Here is a 24,115-nt window from a genome sequence, read left to right as displayed (position 1 = left end):
AACAGTACGAATCAATAATTAATAATTAAATTCCGCGCGACGGTTTTTTGACCATGCAGTTTCATTGTGAGCAGCATCAACCGGACGCTCTTCACCGTAAGAAATGACATTGATTCGACTTGGGCTGACGCCTTCTGCAATCAATGCATTTTTGACGGCATTGGCTCTACGCTCACCCAAAGCTAAGTTGTACTCTCTTGTTCCACGCTCATCACAATGTCCTTCAATCGTAATATTGGCTGCACTGTTTAAGGCCATATAATCAGCATTGAGTTTAATGACATCATAAAATTCAGAACGCACTTCAGAACGGTCAAATTCAAAGTTAACCACTTTACCTTGTAAAGCTGCAAAAAGTTCATCTGCCGTCATGCCTGCTGCATTAGTTGGAACAGCAGCAGCCGCAGCTGCTTCAGCATCTGCCTTAGCTTGTGCAGCTGCTTCAGCATCTGCCTTAGCCTGTGCAGCCGATGTATTTGATGCTGTCTCATCATTTGTGGGAGTAGAACTACACCCAACTAAAGAGACTCCTAAAATACCAACCAAAAATAGCTGCTTAAGACCAGATAACGACATAGATGAATCCTCTTGATTTTATATAAATTAATTTAATGTTCTTAATTCTAAAAGAAATCTACCAATATTGAAAGCTTTAACTAAAGAATATTTTTACGACCTTTTTACAGGCGATTTAAGTGCTAATGTCCAGAGCACGCTTGCGTTTCTTGGCCAGTGGCACAAGCTTTCAATAGCCGCTCTTGATGAATAGTCACTTCTTTTCTCTTCCAAGTTAATATCTGCGCTTGGTGAAATTTTCCTAAAATACGTGAAATGGTTTCTGGTGTTAAATTCAGAAAGCTGGCGACTTCTCGGTGAAGGACATTTAACCTAAATTGCAAATGCTCATACCCTCTAGACTGAAATTTTTGAGACATATTCCATAGAAATTCAGCCAGTCGCTGTTCTGCCGATTTTTGAGTCAAAAGCCTAGCGTGTTGCCGGCTGGATACAATTTCGTAACTCATTAAATTAAAAAGCTGAATATTCAAGTTTGAAATTTTCGCCCCCAATGCCGCCAAACGCTGATAAGGCAGTCCACACACTGAAGTTGTATCTAGTGCAACCGCACTATACTGATGATGCTCAAACGCCATTGATTCCAAACCAATGATATCGCCAGGAAGGTAGAATCCATGAATAATTTCTTCACCCGTGTCTGAGCATGAAAAAACTTTAACACCCCCTGCACGAATAGCATACAGTTTAGTGAACGGATCTCCTGCTGAATATAATAATTCTCCCTTTAATGTACAAGGAGTACGATCAACAAGCTCATCTAACACCTGCATTTCAGAATCATGCAACCCTTGTGCAAAACAAATCCCTTTAAGGCCACAATTTGCACAACTGGCTTGAAAGCTTGAATATTTTTCAGTCATAATTTACAAAATCAATTTTTAGCTAAATTCGATGCATTTTAACAAAAAATTTTCAACCGAAACTAGAATGCACGAATTTATTCCAAAAAGCATCGAAAATATTTAAACCAACTGTCACATTCTGCCGGTGCTTAATTTTTAATCATTCTAAAAAAGTCCACCACTTTTAAAGGATTTACCCCTCAACTAACAAAACTGCTCACAAAGTTATCCACAGCTTCTGTGGATTATAAAATCAAAAACACCAGATGTACAAAATGGTACAGCAATTAACATTATTGATACAATATCAACACCTTATACAATATTATGAATCTAGATTATAAAGTTAAAAAACTAACCCAGACTTTAGGGGTGCCAAATCTTTTTTAAAATTATTCACTTTTTTTGTTGCATTTCTTGAAATGCCCTATCCATCGCAATTTTCTATGATTTTCCAGTCAAAAGTAGTTTTTTAATCACACTTTCCCTGACCCACTGAACCGATACAATTAATATCCATTTGCGTGAATTCAACTTATTCTATTTACCATTTTGACCCAAAAAATATCAATTGGCTCATCAAAAACACTCAAAACAAGATGAGTGGTTTGCAAGGCAGATCCAAATGCACTTTATGATAAAATTAAAGCTATTTGTTGGGTGAAAGCATTAAACTCAGTAACAACACTCCCACTGCTAAATTAAACACAGGATTCTATATGGCAAAAATTCTTGGCATCGGCAATGTCGTATTAGACATTATCTTACAAACCGCACATTACCCGTTAGAAGATGAAGAGATGCGAGCGGAATCTAGGCGATATGAGGTGGGTGGCAATGTTTGCAATAGCCTTTACGTATTGCAACAACTAGGACATGAAAGCAGTATTATGGCGAGTCTTGCTGCAGATACAGCGGCAAAACAATTGGTTGAGGGTCTCAAACAGAGAAAAATTGATGCTCAGCACATTCAACGTTTTATTAAAGGCCAAACCCCGACCTCTTATGTATTGCAGAGCAATCAAACGGGAAGTCGTACCATTACCCATTTTCGATCGTTAGAAGAACTGAGTTTTGATTATTTTGCAAAAGTTGAAATTGAACAATATGATTGGCTTCACTTTGAAGGACGAAATATTGAAAATCTATCAGGCATGCTCAATATCGCACGTACTTTTTTGACCCATCAACCAATTTCCATTGAAGTTGAAAAGGCACGTGAAGGGATTGAAGCCTTGTTTCCGTTAGCGAATGTCCTGATTTTTTCTCATCATTATGCTCAACAGACAGGTTATGAAACGGCTGAGTCCTTATTGAAACATGTACAGACACTGGCACCAAACAGCCAATTAATCTGTACTTGGGGCACAGAAGGCGCTTGGTTTCGAGCAGCCGATGGAAAAATCCAACATCAACCAGCCCTTCAGTTAGAACACACAATTGATACCTTAGGGGCTGGAGATACATTTAATGCCGGACTCATTGATGCGCTGATTCGACGACAACCATTAGATGAAGCCGTTCGCTCTGCCAGTGCATTAGCGGCACGCAAGTGCCAACAACAAGGGTTTGATAATTTATTATCAACACCGCCTTCAAAAAGACCTCTTGCCAATCTCAAACAAGTGAATAATGCTAAAGCGCTTGTTGTTCCTTGCGAAGCTTTGACCCACTCAATTATTTTAGTTCAATATCAAGATTCCGTTAAGGCCTATGCGAATAACTGCCCACATCAAGACGTGCCACTTGATGAGGCTTATAAGATTGACATCAACCCTTTTGATAAAACCATGAAGTGCTCTGTACACGATGCTTATTTTACGATAGAAGAAGGGATATGCGTTGAGGGGCCTTGCCTAAATGATGAATTAACACCGATTGCCATCAAAGTTGACGCTAAAGGGGATATTTACCTCGCAGAGTAAAAAAAATGCCCAGGCCTGGTGGGCTTGGGCATAGATACTGAAGATTTCATATAGGGCACTCTAAGTGCCCATCAAAAATCAAAACTTATCTTAGATTGATCGTCTTATAATTATCACGAATGACCACTTCTGCAGAAGCCACCATTGCTTTTACCCGAGCATCGGCCTCTGCGACACTCGATACCTCAACTAAAGCTGACTTCAATTGAGAAAGGGAAGCGGCTTGCTTCGGCAGCTCCCCCTCTTTAACATCCATCACTTCAAGCACCATCGAATCGCCAGTAGGCATAGCAAAGGTGGTATAAATCGGTTGTCCCTGCGGCTTAGGGGCTTTAAAAATAGCTGCCGTTACCTGAGGCAATACCGATTGATTCTCACGAGACAACCAACCCAGTTGAGCAAACTCAACGCCCTCCTCTTCCAACTCTGCCATTTTGACCTTACCCAATTGCAATTGAGCTTGTAACTCTGCCGCCTTTTGAGCAGAAGCCTGAATACCGGCTTGACGCTTCAAGTCACTTTCAATACTAGCACTCACGTCATCTAATGACTGCTGCTGCGCAGGAACGACTTCTTTAACTCGAATCACCACCGATTCTGTCGGCGATAATTCAATCGTTGCACTGTTTAATTTAGACTGCTTCACCTCTTCTGAAAAAGCGGCCGTAATCACCTTCGGATTGGAAGTGACTTCATCCGTTCCACCTTGCTGACTAAATAACTCAGAAGTTTTTACCTTTAAACCGGTTACATCAGCGGCAGGCTCAATCGCATCAGCTTGCTCATAAGCTACAGTACTCAATTGTTCAAGCTTTTCAAAATAAGTCTTCTCAGCTAACTGGCGACGTAACTGAGCTTCTACATCCGCTTTGACGGCATCATATTCAGGGGTTTGTTTGGGTTGAATCTGAGTCAGTTTGATTAGGTGGTAGCCAAAATCGGTTTTGATTGGTTCACTCACTTCACCAGGTTGCATTGAAAAGACGGTTTTGTCAAATTCAGGCACCATCATACCCTGTTGAAACATACCTAAATCACCACCAATATTCGCAGAACCGGGATCTTGAGAATGCGCCTTTGCTAAAGCTTCAAAGTCCTCTCCCGCTTCAATTTTTGAAGCAATATCGGTAATCTGCTTCTTCGCTTCTGCTTCAGAGGTGGTTTCATTAATCTGAATCAAAATATGACTAGCTTGTCGTTGTTTCGGCTGAACAAATTGATCCTTATTATTGTCATAAAAAGCTTTGCGTTGTTGGTCGTTCACCTCAACTTTCTCCGCCAAATCAGCCTGTGACAGCAAAACATACTGAATACTGACCTTTTCCGGAACCCGATACTGATCCTGATTTGCTTGATAATAATTTTCAATTTCAGCAGCTGTCGGGACTGCCTGCTCCATAAATGGACGCTGATCAATTCGAAGCGTATTTACCTGGCGTTGCTGAAATTGCAATGCCGCAAGATTTTTGACTTGTTGATCCGTTGCAATCGCAGATGCCATAGTTAATTGACGATTTTGTGTTTCGACCATAAATCGACGCTGCTCATACTCAAACCGAGCGATGTTCAAACCATTACGCATCAAAATATCTTGATAGAGTTGTTTGTCAAACTGACCATCTTTTTGAAAGACCGGAGCAGATTCAATCATGGCAAAGACTTGCGCATCAGAAACTCGCATATTGTGATCTGATGCCCATTGTTGAATCACTTCAGATTCAACCAAAGCATCCATCACCTGATCACGGAGTTCTGCATCATCAACCACCTGATCATACATGTCCCCAAATTGATTCTTAAGACGATTTTTCTGACGATCATATAGGGATAAAAACTCATTTGCCGTCACTTCTTCACCATTGACCTCTGCCACCACAACGATTTTATCGCCCTGTGCATATTGATCAATACCAAATAAGGCAAACGTTAAAATAATCAAACTTACAATCACCCAAGCAATCCAGCCCTGAGCATGGTCTCTAATACTTTGTAACATCAGTTTCTAACCCATAAAAAATAAAGGATTTATTGTATCAATCTCTGTCAGTGCTTTCAGATAATTTTTGATATTTATGCGGATATAACCATTATTCTATGCTAAAGTTTATCGAATACCGTAACGAGACAAATTGAATGAAAAAAGTACTCTATATTGACGATGCCTCATCAATGCGCAAGCTGGTGACCATGGTTCTTGGAAAAGATTTCGATTTGACCCTTGCTGAAAATGGACAAGATGCACTCGATCGAATCAACAGTACGCAGTTTGACCTGATTATCTCGGATATTAATATGCCGGTTATGGATGGCTTAACCTTTTTGAAAAATGCTCGAGCCTTAGAATGTTATAAATTCACACCAATTTTGATGATGACGACTGAAGCTAGCGCGGAGATGAAAGCACAAGGAAAGTTATTTGGTGCAACCGGATGGATTGTCAAGCCATTTGATCCCGACAAATTACCGGGTATTATTCGAAAGCTTGTTTAAGGAAAAGCAGCCAAGCCTGGCTGCTTTTTCGATTGCTTAATAGACTTGCTTAGACAAAAGGGTCGTCTAAAATAAGGGTTTCAGAACGATCTGGACCCGTCGATAAAATCGAGACCTTTACTCCCATTTCTTTTTCTAAAAACTGAATATACTGTTGCGCTGCAGCCGGTAAATCTTGCCAGCTGCTAACACCAACTGTTGAGCATTGCCAACCTGGAAGCACTTCATAGCAAGGTTCGACCAAATCATAATCGTCCGCACTGGAGGGCGGCAGCAATGATTTCTGCCCATCTACGAGATAATGGGTACACACTTTTATTTCCGCAAGCTCATCCAATACATCGAGTTTGGTTAAGCAAACTCCTGTTAAACCATTCACCTGAGCGGCTCTTCTGAGTGCCACCGCATCAAACCAACCACAACGTCTTTGTCGACCCGTTGTTGCGCCAAACTCACGGCCGCGTGTCCCGAGTTCCTTACCAACACTATCACCTTTATCAGTCGCCACATCATAGATTAGCTCAGTTGGGAAAGGACCTCCGCCGACACGTGTTGCATACGCTTTGGTAATGCCCAACACATAATCTAGCTGGCAAGGGCCAATTCCTGAACCTGCTGATGCGCCACCAGCAGTAGTATTTGACGAGGTTACATAAGGATAGGTTCCATGATCGATATCAAGCAAAGTCCCTTGAGCCCCCTCGAACATAAGGTTCTTGCCTTGTTTATTATACTGGTCAATCAAGTTTGGAATATCCGCTAACATAGGGACAATCAGCTCAGCATAACTTAAGCACTTTTCCCACAACAGGTCAAAATCAACCGGATCAACCTGATAATACTCTGTGAGCATAAAATTATGATAGGCCAAGGTAGCTTCTAATTGTTTCTTAAACTTCGACATATTTCTAAAGTCACCTGCCCGCAAACCGCGTCGTGCGACCTTATCTTCATAAGCCGGCCCAATACCTCGGCCTGTCGTTCCAATCGCAGCATTGCCTCTAGCCAACTCTCGAGCTTGATCTAACGCCACGTGATAATCTAAAATTAATGGACAAGCATCACTAATCTTTAAACGATGCTTAACCTGCAACCCACTTTCTTCTAATTGCAAAACTTCTTTAGCTAAAGCATCTGGTGCGAGAACCACCCCATTACCGATAAAGCATTCAACCGTCTCACGTAAAATACCAGATGGAATCAAATGCAAAACCGTTTTATGACCGTCAATAACTAAAGTATGTCCGGCATTATGCCCCCCTTGAAAACGCACCACTGCGGCAACTCTATCGGTTAAGAGATCGACAATCTTTCCTTTTCCCTCGTCTCCCCACTGGGTTCCAACAATGACAATATTCTTTTTTGACATAAATACTTCTCTTTATTCTTATGCTTATTTAAAGGGGCTTTAAAATTCTGTTTATCTGAAGAAGGGCTTTGCCGCCCCACACTCATACTCGCTTATGCAGCGGAATTCTTCGTCTGTAGAATCCACTGACCATTATTCAATGTTAAATACTCACCACCTTCTGGACAGTCTTCAAACTGATACATGCGTTTGACCACACAGTTCTGCTGTTTCAACGATTCAATGATGTCATTCAATGCTTGATCATATTGATTCGGAGCAAACACCACACGCTTTGCTTGCGCTTCTGGAAGCGCCAACAAATCCAGTGTCCCTCTCAGGTCTAGGCTAAATCCGGTGGCGAGCTGCGCCGTTCCAAACTCCGACCCTATACCATCGTAACGACCACCACGAGCAAGTTGATAGAGTTTACGACCAGAAGCATAACAACTAAAAATCATACCAGTATGATATTGATACCCTCGTAAATCCGCTAAATCAACATGAATGGTTAAACCCGTAAACTCACCAAACCACTGCAAAACGTCTTCCAGATAACATAAGTGTGTTTTCATTTTTTCTGAAAGCACTTTCATGCTTTGCATTTGTTCAATGACGGTCTTAGCATCACCACACATTGATGGCAAAACATCAAAGAAGGGCTCAAGCTCCGCCGAAACACTTAAACTACCAATAAACGCTTGATATTCAGGAAGCGACTTTCGCAATAAAATATCGACCAATAATTGCTGCTGCGTTTTAGATAAATCCGCTAAACGCATCAGCTCATCGACAATTGCCACATGCCCTAGACTTAGGGTTAATTCACTTAAACCAATGCTACGTAACGAAGCCAACATCAACTCAATCACTTCAATATCGCTTTCAACGCCAGAATGACCAAAGAGTTCCGCTCCTATCTCAATTGGACTTCTAGAACCTTTCGCTTTATTGTTACGAGTCTTAAGAACCTCGCCCACATAACATAGGCGTACTATGCCACTTTGTTTTAAACGATTTATGGCAATTCGCGCTACTTGCGGGGTCATATCCGCACGTACACCCATCATTTTCCCACTTTCTTGATCGGTAAAACGGCAAGTGTCAACGGCGAGATGTTGCCCTTTTCCAGTCAGCAAAGAATCCGTGAATTCTGCTAAAGGCGGTAACACCAAATCATAGCCCGCGAGTTCAAATTGATCGAGCAATTGACGACGATAAAACTCTAATTTTTTAGCCGCATCAGGCAATAAGTCTTCAATACCGTCAGGGGTAAACCAAATATTTTGTTGCATAAAACGCTTCTTACTTGAACATCATTAATAAAATCATTCCGATGGCAATGCTAAACAACCCCATCACTCGTATTTTTCCATCATTCATTTTCGCCAATTCCATCATGCCTCTTCGCCACACTGCTGGAAAAGCAAACGGCAAAAGGCCTTCGATTACGAAGACCAAGGCTAATGCACTGATTAAGGTCTCAACCATTTTGGCCTCCGAGTAAATGAAGTTGACATAAAAAAGGTGGTTATCACCACCTTTAATACAGAATTGTTAAAAACAAACTTTACTTATTTTTCTGATTAAAAAACTTAAAGAAATCAGATTTTGGATCAACAATCATCATGTCAGATTTATTGTTAAACGATTCCTGATACGCATTTAAACTTTGATAAAAAGAATAAAAGTCCGAATCCTTTGAATAGGCATTCGCATAGATTTCAGCAGACTGAGCATCCCCTTCCCCGCGAATAATTTCAGCATCTCGATACGCATCGGCAATAATCACCGTTCTCTGACGGTCCGCATCCGCTCGAATTCTTTCAGCTGCTTCCGCCCCTTGCGAACGCAAGTCTTTAGCCACTCGGTTTCGCTCTGCTTCCATTCTTTGATAAACCGATTCACTAACATTTTGCGGCAAATCAACCCGTTTCACCTTTACGTCAATCACATCAATCCCAAAATCAGATACAGAAACACGCGTTTGTTCAATAATTTTATCAACAATGACATTACGATCCTGTGAAATCACTTCTTGAACCGTTCGATTCCCAACCTCAGATCTCAAACTGTCTTTCATAATTTGCGCTAAACGCATATTGGCCAAGCGAATATCCCCATTCATTGAAGTATAAAACTTCTTGGTATCGCTAATCTTCCATTCAACAAAAGAATCAACCAACAGGTTTTTCTTTTCACTGGTTAAATAACGTTCTGCACTGGAATCCAACGTTTGCAAACGCGCATCAAATTTACGCACATTGTTCACAAAAGGCATTTTAAAGTGCAAGCCTGGTTCTAAATCGGTTTTCACAATTTCACCAAAGCGAAAAACCACGCCGGTTTCACCCTGTTGAATGGTGAAAATAGCATTCCCACCCACAAATAGGAGCGCGGCAACTAATATTGAAAATACGGTTTTCATTTTAACGAAGCTCCCTTGTTCTTAATAGATCACGAATATTTGTTCCTTTGCCAGAGGAAGAACTAGGTATGTTTCCAGCACTATTTGGCGAGGGCTTCACCGCAGATTGATCCGCAGAACTAAACGGAACAGAAGCTTGTTGGTTCGACATCATCTTATCCAAAGGTAAGTAAAGCAAATTCGTCCCACTTTCAGATCCCACAAATACTTTTGACGTTGCGCCCAGTACTCGAGTCATAGTGTCAAGATATAGACGTTCACGAGTCACTACGGGTGCTTTTTGGTACTCTGTCATCACACTTTCAAAACGGCTGGCTTGACCTGTTGCTCTCGCAATAACCTGATCCCGATATGCACGTGCTTCTTCAATTTGACGAGCTGCCATCCCCCTTGCTTTAGGCAAGATATCATTCGCATACGCCTCTGCTTCACTAATCAAACGGACTCGATCTTCTCGTGCTTTTACAACATCAGAGAAAGCACCTTGAACTTGTTCAGGTGGTTGTGCATCCTGCAAGTTTAAGGACGTAATCATTAATCCAGTGTTATACCGTTCTAGGTTTTTTTGGGTAATATTTTGAACCTTAGAAACGACCTCATCACGACCTTCCGTTAGCACAAAGTCCATTTTATTGCGTCCGACAACTTCTCTTAATGCACTTTCAGTTAGGCTTCTCAAGGTCATATCTGGCTCAGCAACATCATAAAGATATTTTTTCGCGTCTGAAACCTTGTATTGAACCGCTATCCGAATATCGACAATATTTTCATCTTTAGAAAGCATTAACGATTCTGATAAAACGCTACCACTTCGATTTTGGGAATCAGATCGATAACCAATCTCAGCCGTTCGAATTCTGTCCACATTAACAATGGTGACGGTTTCGATTGGCCAAGGCAAGTGCCAGTGTAACCCGGCTTTAGTTTCTTCGGAATAGGCACCAAAGCGTTTTACCACCCCTCTTTCTGGAGAGTCGACTGTATAAATACCACTGAGCAACCAAATAATGGCTAAAACAACGACGCCAATCCAAGTACCTTTTCCGCCCCCAAATTGATTATTGCCGCCCCCTAAAAAATCTTGTGCCTTTTTTAGGAGTTCATTTAAATCTGGATCCTGGTTCGATCCATTGGGATTTTTAGAACCATTCGGACGATTGTTACCGCCTGAATTGCCCCACGGGTCTTGTCCTGGTTTGCCCGGCTCATTCCACGCCATTATTTTCTCCAAAGGTTAAAAACGAATACAACATTTTAAATTTTATCGTGTTAAAAGTCATCTTTTAATCACCCGAAACACAGGTTTCTTCAATTTGTATCGGATTATGCTCATCCAGTTCCAGTTCTTCATAGCTCAACACATCTTGCCATTGCCTCACTTGATGCCATTCCTTTTCTGTTAAGCACATTTTAAATTCACTATTCCCCTGCTCATCAAAGCCTTCTTCTAGAATGGTGCCTAAGTGATAGAGTTGCGATCGTCGCTTTCCAGCCTGCATAGATAAAGTCAGCTTTGCGGTAATAAAACGCCCTCTAAAATGCGCGGCAATACCTTCTAATAGAAAAGGGATTCCTTGCTCAGCTTTAGCTGACAACCAAACCCTTTCCGGCAAACCCAATTCATTCAACTCTAGATGAGGTTCAACTTGACCTTCTGTTAATAAATCAATCTTATTAAACACCTCTAGCTGCGGGACATCATCAGCACCCACTTCTTTAATGACTTCTGCGACATCCGCCATTTTTTCAATGCGATGTGGGTCTGCTGCATCCACTAGATGAATCAGTAAGTCTGCTTCCCGGGTTTCTTCTAAAGTTGACCGAAAGGCCGCAACCAAATCATGGGGAATATGACGAATGAATCCGACTGTATCGGCCAAAATAATGGGGCCGGCACCTGGCAAATGAACTTTTCTAAGCGTTGAATCCAAGGTTGCGAACAAGCGATCTTCCGCATAAACACTGGCCTGTGTCAGCAGATTAAATAAAGTAGACTTTCCGGCATTGGTATAGCCAATAATGGTCACCGTTGGATAATCCGACTTTTGCCGAGAACGTCGACCTAAACTCCGCTGTTTACGTACCTTTTCAATTCTGGCTTCAAGCTGTTTTATTTTCCCTTGTACCAAACGTCTATCGGTCTCTAACTGTGTTTCACCAGGGCCTCTTGCGCCAATCCCTCCTTGGCGATCCAAATGCGTCCAACCTTTGACCAAGCGCGTTGACATTCGACGTAACTGTGCCAGTTCAACCTGTAACTTACCCTCATGAGATCGCGCTCTTTGCGCAAAAATATCCAAAATCAATCCGACACGATCCAACACCTGGCAGTCCAAGAGCTGACTTAAATTCCGCTCTTGAGCTGGACTTAAGGCATGATTAACAATCACGACATCGGCTTCATGGGTCATGACCGCTTCTTTAATTTCTTCTGCCTTGCCTTTCCCTACAAAAAATTTTGCATCGGGCGTATCCCGTTTAGTGGTGATCAGTTCCAAGACTTCGGCGCCAGCAGAATCAACTAATTCATAGAATTCGGCTAACACTTCTTGATCGGCTGAATGATAAAAATCCACATGAACCAGCACAGCCCTTTCGAGCAACTTTTGTTCGAGTTTTCCAAATAATTCCATAAATTCGTTTATTAAAAGACCTTAATGACAAACGGTGGGATAGAAAGTAATGACTTGATATTGTGAAGGGTCGTTACCGTTCACCCTTAAGTGAACAGTAACAATTATGAGATGAAAAATGGATTATCCAGCAGCATGAGTATCTGCATGAGCTGTTTCAAACTCATAGGCTTTTGGGTCTCTGGCTGGAACAATAGTTGAAATCGCATGTTTATAAACCATTTGCGTCACATTGCTTCGCAATAAAACCACAAATTGATCAAAAGAATCGACTCGACCTTGTAACTTAACCCCATTCACCAAATAAATCGCGACATTGATGCGTTCTTTCCGCAATGCATTCAAATACGGATCTTGTATCGGTAACGCCTTTGCTGGCTTTTTATTATCCATTGTTTATCCCCTAAAAAATCATTTACATTTATTTAAGCTGATGCTTCAGCTTTTTTTGTTATGAACAATACTGACAGATGGATCTCTTGTCTAGTCTGCTTTTAAAACCTATAAATCATACCATAATGACTATTCATATCATATTTTTTTAAAACCGATACCCGTTGACGGCTGCATCTAATCCCATTGACCACTGAATGACAAAGCGCTAATTCATAATGGAGAAACCTGTCATTCAGCTTGGCGTTCCGCAGAACGTTTGCAAATACTCAATAACAGTTTCAACTTGCTGTTCTATAGACAATTGAAAAGGATCCAATGTCAGTAAATCACTTTCTTTACGAAGCCAAGTCATTTGGCGTTTTGCCAATTGGCGGGTCGCCACGACACTCTTTTCAACAAAGGTGTCATAGTCATATACCTGCTCAAAAAATAACCAGGCTTGACGATAGCCGACACTACGAACAGCGGGTAAATCCGCATGCATACCCGGATCAGAAAACACCCGTTCGGCCTCTTTTAAAAATCCATCTGCCAAAATTTGCTGAAACCGTTGAGCGATTTTAGCGTGTAATTGCTTGCGATCTTCAGGAAGTAACGCCACCTTCGCTAACTGGAAAGCTTCAAGCATGGTTTGTTTCCCTGCTTTTTGCGCTTCGGTTAACGATTGCCCCGTTAACTCATACACTTCTAATGCCCGAACCAATCTTTGAGAATCGTTGGCATGAATTCGATTTGCGGCAACCGGGTCTATGGCTTGTAATTTTTCATGTACCGCTTGTGGGTTTTGCTGCCAGGCCTGGTAGATTTTTTGCCGAATCTCAGGGTTGGCGGATGGCAATTGCGCGATGCCTTGCTGCAAGGCATTAAAGTACATCATAGTACCGCCAACCAAGACGGGCAACCGACCTCGTTGAAAAATTTCGGCCACCAATCGAGTCACATCCTCAATAAAATCAGCGGCTGAATACTGCTCTGTCGGTTCCAAAATATCAATCAAATGATGAGGTACCGCTTTTAGCTCATCTACTGTCGGTTTCGCCGTGCCAATGTCCATCCCCCGATATATCAATGCGGAATCAACACTAATCACTTCAATCGGGAACTGCTGCGCGAGCGCCATAGATAATCCACTCTTGCCTGAAGCGGTTGGCCCCATAATCGCCAAACAGATTTTATTCTCAATGAGTTTCTCTACTGCTAGCGTGCTTAACACCTACTGTCCCCTCATAAATAAACTATCCAGTTGCCCCATAGATAACTGAATCCAAGTCGGACGCCCATGATTACACTGTGCAGAACTGTCGGTGGCTTCCATATCGCGCAATAACGCATTCATTTCAGCCAAAGTGAGTTGACGATTCGCTCTAACCGAACCATGGCAGGCCATGGTACTTAAAAGAGCATTTAGATGCTCTTCAACTCTCTGTGACCGCCCCATAACCGCAAAGTCCGCCAACATATCGTGAAATAGTTGAACCACATTAGACTTAACCAATAAACTGGGAACGGTCGTTAATTTTAACTGTTCTGGTCCAAACGATTCCGCTTCAAACCCCAGTTTTTCAAACTCAGGTTGATGCATTTGCCAGATGGATATTTCTGAGGCAGTTAACGGCACCACCATTGGCACTAATAGCGGCTGACAAATCAGACGGTCTTGGTACCACTGTTGTTTTAAGCGCTCGTAAACAATGCGCTCGTGAGCGGCATGCATATCAACAAGTACCAAGCCAGCGTCGTTTTCGGCCAAAATAAAGACCCCTTTAATTTGAGCCTTAGCATAACCCAACGGCGGGGCACCACCATCTTCAGTTTTTTGATCCTTCCCCACCGGATAGGTTTGAGAAGGTTCTGCTAGACGCTGTGGGTCTGACAGTTCATGACCAAACAACGATTCAACACTGGGAATTGGCTCAACCGTTTCTGGCGACTGCTGTTGAAATTGCATAGCTGCTTGAAAATGATCCGGTTGATTTTTGGGGACTTCATCGGGACTGTCAATATTGGTCGCCGAAGGCATACGTCCCAGGGGTTGCGTCACCGCCTCCCGTACTGAGCGTCGTAGAAAATCATAAACCCATCGTCCATTGGCAAAGCGTACTTCATATTTTGCGGGATGGACATTTACATCCACTAAAGCAGGGGGAATTTCTAGAAACAGACAGTAGGCTGGATGACGGCCATGATATAACACATCGGCATAGGCTTGTTTCACCGCATAGGAGAGTTGTCGATCCCGAACGATCCGCCCATTGACAAATAAAAACTGCATATCCGTTTGGCTACGGTTAAAAGTTGCCTGAGCCGCCCAACCCGTTAAACGGATATCCTGTGCATCAAACGTTAATGCCAAACTTTGGTCAACAAATGACTCACCCAACAATTGCTGCAAACGCAATCGAGTTGCCGCTTCAGTATCCGAGATCTGAACTTGACGAACCACTTTCTGGTTATGGACCAATTTAAAGCCAACATCAAAACGACTAAGCATCGCACGCTTAACCAACTGATCAATCTGCATAAACTCGGCACGCGCGCTTTTTAAAAATTTCTTTCGCGCAGGGGTATTAAAGAAGAGATCCTTAACTTCGACCAATGTTCCTTTCGGGTGCGCTACTGGCTTCGGTTCCTGCCAGGCACCTTCGCCCTCTCCGCGAATTTGCCATGCATGCGTCTCATCAAAATACTGACTGATCAAAGTAAATCGTGATACCGATGCGATACTGGCCAAAGCTTCTCCACGAAACCCTAATGAAGTAACGGCAGCCAAATCTTCGACTGTCTGAATCTTACTGGTCGCATGTCGGCTCACAGCTAATAATAGCTGCTCTGAACGAATGCCCCGCCCATTATCGACCACGCGAATTAACTTTTCACCCCCTTCTTCAATCGTAATTTCTATCTGGGTTGCGCCAGAATCTAGCGCATTTTCTAATAATTCTTTGACAACGGAAGCGGGTCTTTCCACCACTTCTCCAGCAGCAATTTGGTCGGCTAGATGCGATGGCAACAAGGCAATATCAGTTGCCATATTTGAAGGTTTAGAGAAAGCGTCTATTTGAGAAGAAGGTTCGGAAGTCGGCACAGCATTTTCTTTAGATAATTAAGATGGCGTCATTATAACGTTTTGTGCCACGAGTTTTTTAAGATGATGAGCACCTCATGTCACCCATATCAATACAGATGAATAACGTACCCATTTATACCTTACAAGCTGGCAACAATATCTTCCGATAATGGAATGCGTATTTTTTGGCCAACTTTCAAATTATTGGCCTCGCGTAGGCGGTTAATTTTTTTCAACTGATAGGTTGAAAGATTATAGTTGGCTGCGATTTCTGACAAGGTATCGCCACTTTGCACGCGATAATGAACATAAAGCTGCTCTCCCCAACGTGGTTGGTTGCCATTTTGTTTCACAAACTGACCTAACCCTCGAACAATGGATTTCGCCATTTGCGTTTGGAAAGATGCCGATTTCAGTTTTTTCGCCTCGCTCGGATTTGAAATAAAAGCCGTTTCAATTAATAAAGATGGCATATCGATTGACTTGAGTACTGCGAAGTCAGCAGATTGCACAGATTTTTTATGTAAATAAACCGCCTGACCCATTTCACCTAATACAGACTTAGCCAACTTTTTACTGGCACGAATATTAGCTGAACGCGTTAAATCTGATAACACAAAGGCCACATCAGCATCCCGCCCCTTCAATTTCACATCTTGTAAAGACGCATTTTCTGATTGTGCAAGAATGCGAGCCATCACACTGCTGGCACCGGTGGTTGATAAAATATAGACAGAGCCACCGCGTGCACGCTTATCATGAAACGCATCGGCATGTAATGACAAGAAAATATCAGCATCCTGCTCACGGGCTTTTCTAACACGTTTATGCAATGGAATAAACACATCTTCATCTCGCGTTAATACAGCACGCATTCCAGGCTGGGCATCAATCTGTTTTTTCAACTTAAAAGCCAAGTTTAAGATAACGTCTTTTTCATAAAGTCCACCATAACCAATGGCGCCAGTATCCTTTCCACCATGACCTGCATCAATCGCCACGATTAAATCATGATTCTTGTAATCAAAAACCGCACTGCTTTTATCCATCATTGCCTGAGTGCTTGAATGCTTTGAAATATCATTTGATGTTGATTTAGTCGATGTTTTCAGTGCAACTTGGCCTTTTGCACTGGGGTTCTGAGAAGCAACCGTAATGGTCTTCGTGGTATTTTTCGCCTGAACAACGGTTTTGGGTTTTGATGGAACATTTTTGATATCCACCACAACACGCTCGTTCCCTGATTTGTTTTTGGCAAGCGTAAAATACCCCCACTCAAAATCTTTGCGTAGATCCAGCACCACGCGCACTCGATTAGATTGGTTTTTGACTCTAGCCTGTTTCAAACGTGCATCCAAAAACTTCATTTTTGAAAAAGTGAGTTTATTGTCTGCTTGATAAAAATCCACCACAATTCTGGCAGGATTTTTAAGGGTTGAAATTTCAAATCGGTGATTATCTTTGACTTCAAACACGACTCGGGTCTTTTCCTTACCTTGACCCAAGCGCATCTTTTCTAAGGACATTTTAGACCACGCGCTGGTCGCTAACAAACTCAATAGCATACCGAATAAAATGATTGACGCTGGCTGAAATAATGAGATATTTTGTTTTCTAGTCATTGCACACCTCTAAGGGTTTTATTGTTTGCTAGCCTTATTATCAAGTTCCATGCCAATTTTCTTCGTCAATTTATTGACAAAGTACTGAGCACGCATATTTTGCGCGCTAATCGACAATTTTCGACCATGCGCGTCAACTTTAAACTGCAATAAAACATCTGCCTTTTCCAGATACCCTTCCCCCTTAGATGGCCATTCCACTAACGCTAAATAAGGCGGTGTTAACAAGTCTCGAACTCCCAAAAACTCGAGTTCTTCCGCATCACATAAACGGTATAAGTCAAAGTGCAGTAGCGTTGCAACCGATGTTTCGTAACTTTCCAACAAGGTGTAGGTTGGACTTTTCACCCGTTGTCCCGGTAAAAGGGTTTGAATCAATGCGCGACAAAAAAAGGATTTACCTGCGCCAAGATCCCCTTCTAAATAGACCATCATACCTTGCGCCATCATCGGTTCTTCAACTAGTTGCAAAGCAAACTGCTGAGCTACCGCGGTCGTATCGGCTTCTTCAAGCAGGTCTATTTGCAAAGCGGTATTCAAGGTCATAACAGTTTTTAGAATCCTTTAACGACAATCCAGCGGATTTGGTATGATGACGAGCAATTAAAGTTGAACAGCCTTTCAACGATCACAACCATTTCCAGCACAATATTAGGAGCTATTTTAGTGGATGAAGCGGTTTTATACCAGCTGACACAACAAATCAAACAATGGGGACGCTCACTCGGGTTTGCAGATATTGGCATTTCCGACATTGACTTATCGCATTATGAGCCTCTGTTTGAAGATTGGCTATCTCATCAATACCACGGTGAAATGGATTATATGGCGAAACACGGGCGTAAGCGAAGTCGTCCAGAACAACTAGAACCCGGTACGCTTAGTTTAATTTCAGTTCGCATGAATTATTTTGATGGCGACGCACATTCTGCCGTTTCACAATTACAATCGCCTGACAAAGCCTATATTTCGCGTTATGCATTACACAAAGACTATCATAAGCTAATGCGCAAACGGTTGGCACAACTGGCACAAAAAATTGAAACCGCCGTTGAAGAAATCTCACCATTAGCAACGTCACCTTTTCATTATCGTGCCTTTAGCGATTCGGCTCCCGTACTTGAAAGACCTGTTGCTGAAAAAGCCGGGCTGGGGTTTATTGGCAAAAACAGTCTGTTAATCCATCCTCGTGCGGGCTCTTGGTTTTTTTTAGGCGAACTCTACACCAACTTATCGCTACCTGCTGACCCTCCTTTCACGCGTCAAGGCTGTGGTCCCTGTACCGCTTGTATGGACGAATGTCCAACCCAAGCCATTGTCGATAATGCGGTGGTTGATGCGCGACGATGTATTTCTTATTTAACCATTGAATATGATGGTGTGATTGAAGAAGCTCTGCGTCCGTTGATTGGTAATCGAATTTATGGCTGCGATGATTGTCAGTTAGTCTGCCCTTGGAATCGTTTTACCGAATCCACTCAGGAATCTGCCTTTAAAGCCAAAGCGCCCCTTGACGAAATTGACTTGCTGACGTTACTCCAATGGGACGAAGCGCAATTTTTAACCGAAATGGCGGGGTCCCCTATCCGGCGCATCGGCTATTTAAAATGGCTTAGGAATTTATGTATTGCAATTGGCAATGATGAGTATCGTGCCGAAAACATCTCGGCTCTTTCCGAATTACAAACCGATAGCGACCTGGTCAACATCCATCGACTGTGGGCACTAAACGTCCAAAAGCAAAAACAAAAAAAACCACCCAAAACCACCAGGCCTGGTCATTTTAGCACGCCTAATCGCCCTGCTGTAGCGGCTAAATACTATTTACCCAAATCACTTAAAGCCATTCCAATCCATCAAATACGATCAAAAATCGAACCTTGAGACGCAGTAAAAAACTTTTCATACAATCGTGAGGCATAGGTATTGGTCATGCCTGCAATATAATCGGATAAAATACGATGTTGCGCTCTTTCCGATTCTGCTTTATCAAACCGCTCAAAAGTATTTCTCGGCAATAAAGCTTGCGGATTGGCTCTTAGGGATTTAAACAAATCCAATACAATCAATTGCCCTTTATATTCCATTCCTTTCACTTCTGGCAGGGTAATCACATGTTGATAAACGAAACGTTTTAGCAACTCCAAAACGGCCATTTCTGCCTTCCCCAACCGCGCCTGATAACGCAACAAAGGATGTTCAAATGCGCTGTTTTCATCCATATAAATGCTTTCGACCATAATACCGACCATCTTGCTAATGGCGTGTTTACGGTCTTTAGAGCGATCACTAAACAAGCGTTGCGTCATCGTCTCATCCCAAAGCGCATAGGTTTTAAACTCAGGTTGCTCCATCACTTCGGTTTGCCATAAATCTCTCGACACCATCCCCATTGCCACCGCATCCTCTAAATCGTGAATGCCATAGGCAATATCATCGGCCAATTCCATCAAGGTGGTATCAAGCGCTTTATATTGCGTTTTTGGAAAGCCACTTTTCGGTGCTTGTAGTTGGGTAAAGCGCTTTCTATCGGCTTCAGAAAATATAGCTAACACCCAATCAAACTGTGCTTTTTCTTCCTGGTAGACACTGGCTTTGGGTGGATGCCAACGACTCATATCTAGGGTTTTAAAATCGAATGCATCAGGAGTTGCCAAGTATGGTTGATATTCGATGTTATGAGAGACCACATCATCATAAATTGCAGGATATTTTAAGACGCCTAAAGTGGCGCGTCGTGATAGATCAATACCATTTTTGGGTGTATATTCTCCTAACCGCACCAAAATCCGTAATGTTTGTGCATTACCTTCAAAGCCGCCATGATTTCGCATCATATAATTGAGTGCAACCTCGCCGCCATGGCCATAAGGTGGATGGCCTAAATCATGCGCCAAACAAATCGCTTCAATCAAATAGAATGACGGGAGCCAATCCAAATAGGCTTTCCCCTGTCCAACCGTAATCAATTGTTCAACCAACCCAGAACCAATCTGTGCGACTTCCATAGAGTGGGTTAAACGGGTGCGATAAAAATCCGACTCGTTCAATCCAAAAATTTGCGTTTTTGCTTGCAATCGTCGAAAAGAAGCCGAGTGAATAACTCTTGCACGATCTCGTTGATAAACGATCCTCGGCTCACGTGAAGGTTGATTTGATAAAAAATCAGTATAGCGTTGTGTCCAATCTAGTGATTCTGACTGTGCTTGATGCATGACGACTCCTGAACAAATAGCTGAAAACCCCGGTCATTATGAAGCGATGTCATCTGAATCACAAGCATTCTGGAAGTTATGATGAGATAAATGCTTTGCTTTTTATGAGAATTTGCTAAACTTGCACTTAAAAAAGTCAGGCTATAGAAAATTCAATTCCATAACGCCCGACAGCACTCTGACATTTGCAAAGGATGCCTTTTATTTTTAGCGCCCGCAATTGACAGTGAGGTTTTATGAAAAGTTTAAGCAAATTGGGGTTATTCGCCCTACTCAGTAGTTTTCTGTGGCTTTCAGGCTGTGTAAATTCCGAATTCAGAGACTGTAAAGAGAAAGCCAGCGCCCTTTGGGACAACAGTGATAAGCCTACCAATAATAATGCGGCCTACTGGCAAGCCATTGAAAAGTGCAAAGAAAAGTATCAGTAGCCCTTACCGATACCCCATATCAATGTTAGATATTATCAATGCAACTGCCAACAGAGCAGCGCTTGAAAGGAATTGGTATGCACTGGCAAATTGAAGGTCGCTTGCCTAGATCCTTAGTCAAAAAATATAGCCTCATTGTGGCGCTTTGGAGCGGTCTGATTCTAGGGTCTTGGTTTTATAATCTCCATGGTTTAGAGCATGCTACTTGGCAAGCTGCTAGCTCTGCAGCTCTAGCGACGGTCAATAAGGACGTTAGCTTTAGAAAATGGGGGGCATCTCACGGCGGCGTCTATGTCCCACCGACAGATAAGACCCCACCCAACCCCTACCTTGATATCCCTGAACGGGATGTGGTTACCACCAGTGGTAAAAAATTAACCCTAGTCAACCCTGCCTATATGTTAAGAGATATGCAATCGCAATTTGGCGATGAATATGGCATTAAAACCCACCTCACCAGTTTAAATTTGTTAAACCCACACAATAAAGCTGATGCCTGGGAAATCACGGCTCTAAAACAATTTGAACAAAATGCAGAACCCATTCAAGAAATTAGCTTAATACAGGGTCAACCGTATATGCGCTTGATTCGGCCACTAATGGTTGAAAAGACCTGTATGAAGTGCCATGCTCACCAAGGTTATCAAGTGGGGCAAATCCGTGGTGGCATCAGTACTTTTGTGCCAATGGCTCCTTTTTTAGAGCGAGAAACCCAGCGTAAATTTGAAATGCAACTGTCTCATCTTGCAGTATGGATTATCGGTGTCATGGGGCTTACTTTTGGTTGGCGTAGAGAATCGAAGCTCAAATCTGAACATGACCGGCAAGAAAAAGCTTTATTAGAAAATGAAGCGCTCTATCGGTCTGTTACCAATAACGGTCAAGTCATGATTTGGTTAGCAGATGCTTCAAGGCGCTACACCTTCTTTAACCAGCCTTGGTTAGAATTTGTTGACCTATCGCTTGAACAAGCCCTTGCCCAAGACAAACCCTCAAATATCGACAACGAAGATCGAAGTTTTTACCAGCAAACCCTTTCCCAAGCCTATAGCAAACACGAAAAGTTTAGTTTGGTTTATCGCATGAAGCGCCATGATGGACAAATACGCTCAATATTGGAAGAAGCCAGTCCACACTATGATAGTAGCGGCCAGTTTTCAGGATTTATTGGTCATTGTCTGGACATTACTGAGTTCAAAGAAGCCAAATCTGAAGCCGAATATTTAGCACAATATGATGTGTTAACTCAACTACCTAACCGGCGACTGATGCAAACGCAATTGACCAATGCGATCGATAGCTGCAAATCCCAAGGAACTATTGGCGCGTTAATTTTAATTGATTTAGATAATTTCAAACAACTCAACGACACCCAAGGCTATGAAGTGGGCGATGCTTTATTAAAGCTACTTGCGGAACGTATTCATACTATTTTGCCAGAAGATGCCACCTTAGGCCGATTTGGTGGAGATGAATTTGTCGTCTTAATATCGATGCTCAATCATACCCAAGCTTCCGCACTGGAACTCGCCGAAAAGTTTGGGCGAAAGCTACTCCGCTTGATTCAGCAAGCCTTTTATATTGGCGAACATGAATACCAAACCAGTTGTAGTTTAGGGATCACCTTGTTTAATGGCGGTCCAAACACTCAAGAAGAAGTCTTTAAACATGCCGAACTAGCCATGTATCAAGCCAAAGAGAATGGACGAAATAACCTACGTTTCTTTGATCCGGAAATGCAAAGTTTGCTAAGTGCCCGAACCGAGCTTGAAAGCGCTTTAAGACAAGCCATTAATCGCCAAGAATTTGAACTGTTCTTACAACCGCAAGTGAATTCACAAGCAAAAATTATTGGCGCGGAAGCACTTATTCGTTGGCGACACCCCGAAAAGGGTCTAATCTCCCCTATCAGCTTTATCCCTTTAGCTGAAGAAACGGGGCTGATTGTTCCTATTGGTCATTGGGTACTCACCCAAGCTTGTGACATTCTAAAACAATGGTCAAGTAATCCTGATTTAAATCACTTAACGCTTGCCGTCAATGTCAGCGCAAAACAATTCCACCTTGCTGAGTTCGAGTCTCAAGTAAGCGAGTTACTTGAACCTGAATTCAGCCACCACTTAAAACTGGAGTTAACCGAAAGCCTGTTTCTTTCATCGGTAGATGAGGCCATTAGCAAAATGACCGCTTTAAAAGCCAAAGGCGTTAGCTTCTCGTTAGATGATTTCGGCACGGGTTATTCTTCGTTGACCTATTTAAAACGACTTCCGTTAGATCAACTAAAAATCGATCAAGGGTTTATTCGTGACCTACTGGTTGATGAAAATGATAAGGCCATTGCCCAAACCATTATTGCCTTATCCGATAGTTTAAATTTGAGTGTTATTGCCGAAGGGGTTGAAACCAGTGAACACCAACAAACTTTGGCTCGAATGGGCTGCCAAAACTACCAAGGTTATTATTTTGGTAAACCGCAACCTCAGATAGAATTTGAAGCGCAATTAAAGAATACCCATGTCATCGCTTCATAAACTTGTCGTTTACACCTTTATCACCTTTTTAATTGCCATTGGCTATTATTGGACAATGCAAGGATATTCACACCCTGATCATCCTGAAACTTTTTTAAATGAAGTCGGTGAAGAAATAGGAGAAGTGGCGCTTTGGTTATTAGTGTTTATTTATGCTCGAACCCTATTAAAACTCATGTCCGCAAAAGGTAGCTTTGCCCAAAGACTGATTCCAGGCTCTATTAACGACCTCTCCAACTCGCTTATTCGCACGGTGCTGATTCCATTAAACAAAACCCATGCTTATGTTGGCATCGCAACCTTAGCTGTCATCTTGTTACATATTGCCTTGGTGGGTTGGCATCTCGAAATACTATTATTTCAAGTCGTTTTGGGATTATTAATTTGGCAAGGACTTTTTGGGTTTTTCTTACGCTGGCGCTTTTCTCCCCGCCAATTAAAACAGTTTTCCTATCTCGTCCATGCTCAGTTTGTCACAGGCATTATGATTGGCATCTTCTCCTATGTCGGGCACTGGCTGGTTGATTAATTAAGACATTACAGCCATCCGCAAACCTGAAGGAAATTTCATGCTAAAATAGCGTCTTTTGAATTCTCATTTTTTGAAAGGC

At 42.3% G+C, this 24,115-nt stretch carries 21 protein-coding genes; 6 read left to right on the top strand and 15 right to left on the bottom strand.

Features of this window, described 5'->3' with window-relative positions; all coding sequences use genetic code 11:
- Positions 1-18: 18 nt before the first annotated feature.
- Entirely contained in the window at positions 19-576 is a 558-nt protein-coding gene (pal, locus tag CYQ88_RS03160; RefSeq protein WP_101839899.1) for a peptidoglycan-associated lipoprotein Pal, read from the bottom strand.
- Between the two features lie 122 nt (positions 577-698).
- Positions 699-1,439 carry a cyclic nucleotide-binding domain-containing protein gene (locus CYQ88_RS03155; RefSeq protein WP_101839898.1) on the bottom strand — a complete coding sequence of 247 codons (741 nt, stop codon included), beginning with the start codon at positions 1,437-1,439 and terminating at the stop codon, positions 699-701.
- A gap of 701 nt (positions 1,440-2,140) precedes the next feature.
- Between CYQ88_RS03155 and CYQ88_RS03150 the strand changes: the two genes are divergently transcribed.
- A complete protein-coding gene (locus CYQ88_RS03150) occupies positions 2,141-3,346 on the top strand; it encodes a PfkB family carbohydrate kinase (RefSeq protein ID WP_101839897.1) in 1,206 nt (401 codons plus the stop codon).
- An 85-nt stretch (positions 3,347-3,431) separates the two neighbouring features.
- On the opposite strand, the gene CYQ88_RS03145 is transcribed toward CYQ88_RS03150, so the two are convergent.
- Positions 3,432-5,342 carry a SurA N-terminal domain-containing protein gene (locus CYQ88_RS03145; protein WP_101839896.1) on the bottom strand — a complete coding sequence of 637 codons (1,911 nt, stop codon included), beginning with the start codon at positions 5,340-5,342 and terminating at the stop codon, positions 3,432-3,434.
- Between the two features lie 137 nt (positions 5,343-5,479).
- On the opposite strand from CYQ88_RS03145, the gene CYQ88_RS03140 reads away from it, so the two are divergent.
- The gene (locus tag CYQ88_RS03140) at positions 5,480-5,836 is read left to right on the top strand and encodes a response regulator (RefSeq protein WP_101839895.1); all 357 of its coding nucleotides are present in this window, start codon (positions 5,480-5,482) and stop codon (positions 5,834-5,836) included.
- 49 nt (positions 5,837-5,885) lie between these two features.
- On the opposite strand, the gene CYQ88_RS03135 is transcribed toward CYQ88_RS03140, so the two are convergent.
- From CYQ88_RS03135 to tsaE, 11 genes are all read right to left on the bottom strand, one after another.
- The gene (locus CYQ88_RS03135; protein WP_101839894.1) at positions 5,886-7,205 is read right to left on the bottom strand and encodes an adenylosuccinate synthase; all 1,320 of its coding nucleotides are present in this window, start codon (positions 7,203-7,205) and stop codon (positions 5,886-5,888) included.
- A 92-nt stretch (positions 7,206-7,297) separates the two neighbouring features.
- Positions 7,298-8,479, bottom strand: coding sequence for an ATP phosphoribosyltransferase regulatory subunit (locus tag CYQ88_RS03130; protein WP_101839893.1), 1,182 nt, complete (start codon positions 8,477-8,479; stop codon positions 7,298-7,300).
- Positions 8,480-8,489: 10 nt separating this feature from the next.
- Positions 8,490-8,675: a DUF2065 domain-containing protein gene (locus CYQ88_RS03125; protein WP_101839892.1), complete on the bottom strand. Its 186-nt coding sequence runs from the start codon at positions 8,673-8,675 to the stop codon at positions 8,490-8,492.
- 79 nt (positions 8,676-8,754) lie between these two features.
- On the bottom strand, positions 8,755-9,612 hold the full coding sequence (gene hflC, locus CYQ88_RS03120) for a protease modulator HflC (RefSeq protein WP_101839891.1): 858 nt from the start codon (positions 9,610-9,612) through the stop codon (positions 8,755-8,757).
- Position 9,613: 1 nt separating this feature from the next.
- A complete protein-coding gene (gene hflK, locus CYQ88_RS03115) occupies positions 9,614-10,831 on the bottom strand; it encodes an FtsH protease activity modulator HflK (protein WP_101839890.1) in 1,218 nt (405 codons plus the stop codon).
- 64 nt (positions 10,832-10,895) lie between these two features.
- Complete coding sequence (gene hflX / locus CYQ88_RS03110; RefSeq protein ID WP_101839889.1) at positions 10,896-12,245, bottom strand: ribosome rescue GTPase HflX; 1,350 nt, start codon at positions 12,243-12,245, stop codon at positions 10,896-10,898.
- 123 nt (positions 12,246-12,368) lie between these two features.
- Positions 12,369-12,638 (bottom strand): RNA chaperone Hfq, encoded by a 270-nt coding sequence (hfq, locus tag CYQ88_RS03105; RefSeq protein ID WP_101839888.1) that lies wholly within the window; start codon positions 12,636-12,638, stop codon positions 12,369-12,371.
- Positions 12,639-12,873: 235 nt separating this feature from the next.
- Complete coding sequence (gene miaA, locus CYQ88_RS03100) at positions 12,874-13,854, bottom strand: tRNA (adenosine(37)-N6)-dimethylallyltransferase MiaA (RefSeq protein ID WP_233188796.1); 981 nt, start codon at positions 13,852-13,854, stop codon at positions 12,874-12,876.
- The gene (gene mutL / locus CYQ88_RS03095) at positions 13,855-15,672 is read right to left on the bottom strand and encodes a DNA mismatch repair endonuclease MutL (RefSeq protein ID WP_101840016.1); all 1,818 of its coding nucleotides are present in this window, start codon (positions 15,670-15,672) and stop codon (positions 13,855-13,857) included.
- Between the two features lie 176 nt (positions 15,673-15,848).
- The gene (locus CYQ88_RS03090; RefSeq protein ID WP_101839887.1) at positions 15,849-17,330 is read right to left on the bottom strand and encodes an N-acetylmuramoyl-L-alanine amidase; all 1,482 of its coding nucleotides are present in this window, start codon (positions 17,328-17,330) and stop codon (positions 15,849-15,851) included.
- An 18-nt stretch (positions 17,331-17,348) separates the two neighbouring features.
- The gene (gene tsaE / locus CYQ88_RS03085; protein WP_101839886.1) at positions 17,349-17,876 is read right to left on the bottom strand and encodes a tRNA (adenosine(37)-N6)-threonylcarbamoyltransferase complex ATPase subunit type 1 TsaE; all 528 of its coding nucleotides are present in this window, start codon (positions 17,874-17,876) and stop codon (positions 17,349-17,351) included.
- Positions 17,877-17,996: 120 nt separating this feature from the next.
- Between tsaE and queG the strand changes: the two genes are divergently transcribed.
- On the top strand, positions 17,997-19,214 hold the full coding sequence (gene queG, locus CYQ88_RS03080; RefSeq protein WP_101839885.1) for a tRNA epoxyqueuosine(34) reductase QueG: 1,218 nt from the start codon (positions 17,997-17,999) through the stop codon (positions 19,212-19,214).
- Here queG and CYQ88_RS03075 read toward each other — a convergent pair.
- A complete protein-coding gene (locus tag CYQ88_RS03075) occupies positions 19,187-20,545 on the bottom strand; it encodes an anti-phage deoxyguanosine triphosphatase (RefSeq protein ID WP_101839884.1) in 1,359 nt (452 codons plus the stop codon). The genes queG and CYQ88_RS03075 overlap by 28 nt on opposite strands.
- A gap of 236 nt (positions 20,546-20,781) precedes the next feature.
- Here CYQ88_RS03075 and CYQ88_RS03070 point away from each other — a divergent pair, with 236 nt between their 5' ends.
- The 3 genes from CYQ88_RS03070 to CYQ88_RS03060 all read left to right on the top strand — a co-directional run bounded on the left by CYQ88_RS03070 (position 20,782) and on the right by CYQ88_RS03060 (position 24,033).
- The gene (locus CYQ88_RS03070) at positions 20,782-20,973 is read left to right on the top strand and encodes a hypothetical protein (RefSeq protein ID WP_101839883.1); all 192 of its coding nucleotides are present in this window, start codon (positions 20,782-20,784) and stop codon (positions 20,971-20,973) included.
- 77 nt (positions 20,974-21,050) lie between these two features.
- Positions 21,051-23,504 (top strand): EAL domain-containing protein, encoded by a 2,454-nt coding sequence (locus CYQ88_RS03065; protein ID WP_158235997.1) that lies wholly within the window; start codon positions 21,051-21,053, stop codon positions 23,502-23,504.
- The gene (locus CYQ88_RS03060) at positions 23,488-24,033 is read left to right on the top strand and encodes a hypothetical protein (RefSeq protein WP_101839881.1); all 546 of its coding nucleotides are present in this window, start codon (positions 23,488-23,490) and stop codon (positions 24,031-24,033) included. The genes CYQ88_RS03065 and CYQ88_RS03060 overlap by 17 nt, the downstream gene beginning before the upstream one ends.
- The last annotated feature ends 82 nt before the right edge of the window (positions 24,034-24,115 follow it).

Source organism: Hydrogenovibrio sp. SC-1, from assembly GCF_002848135.1.
In the GTDB taxonomy this organism is placed as follows: Bacteria; Pseudomonadota; Gammaproteobacteria; order Thiomicrospirales; family Thiomicrospiraceae; genus Hydrogenovibrio.
This window is presented reverse-complemented; position numbering and strand designations above follow the sequence as displayed.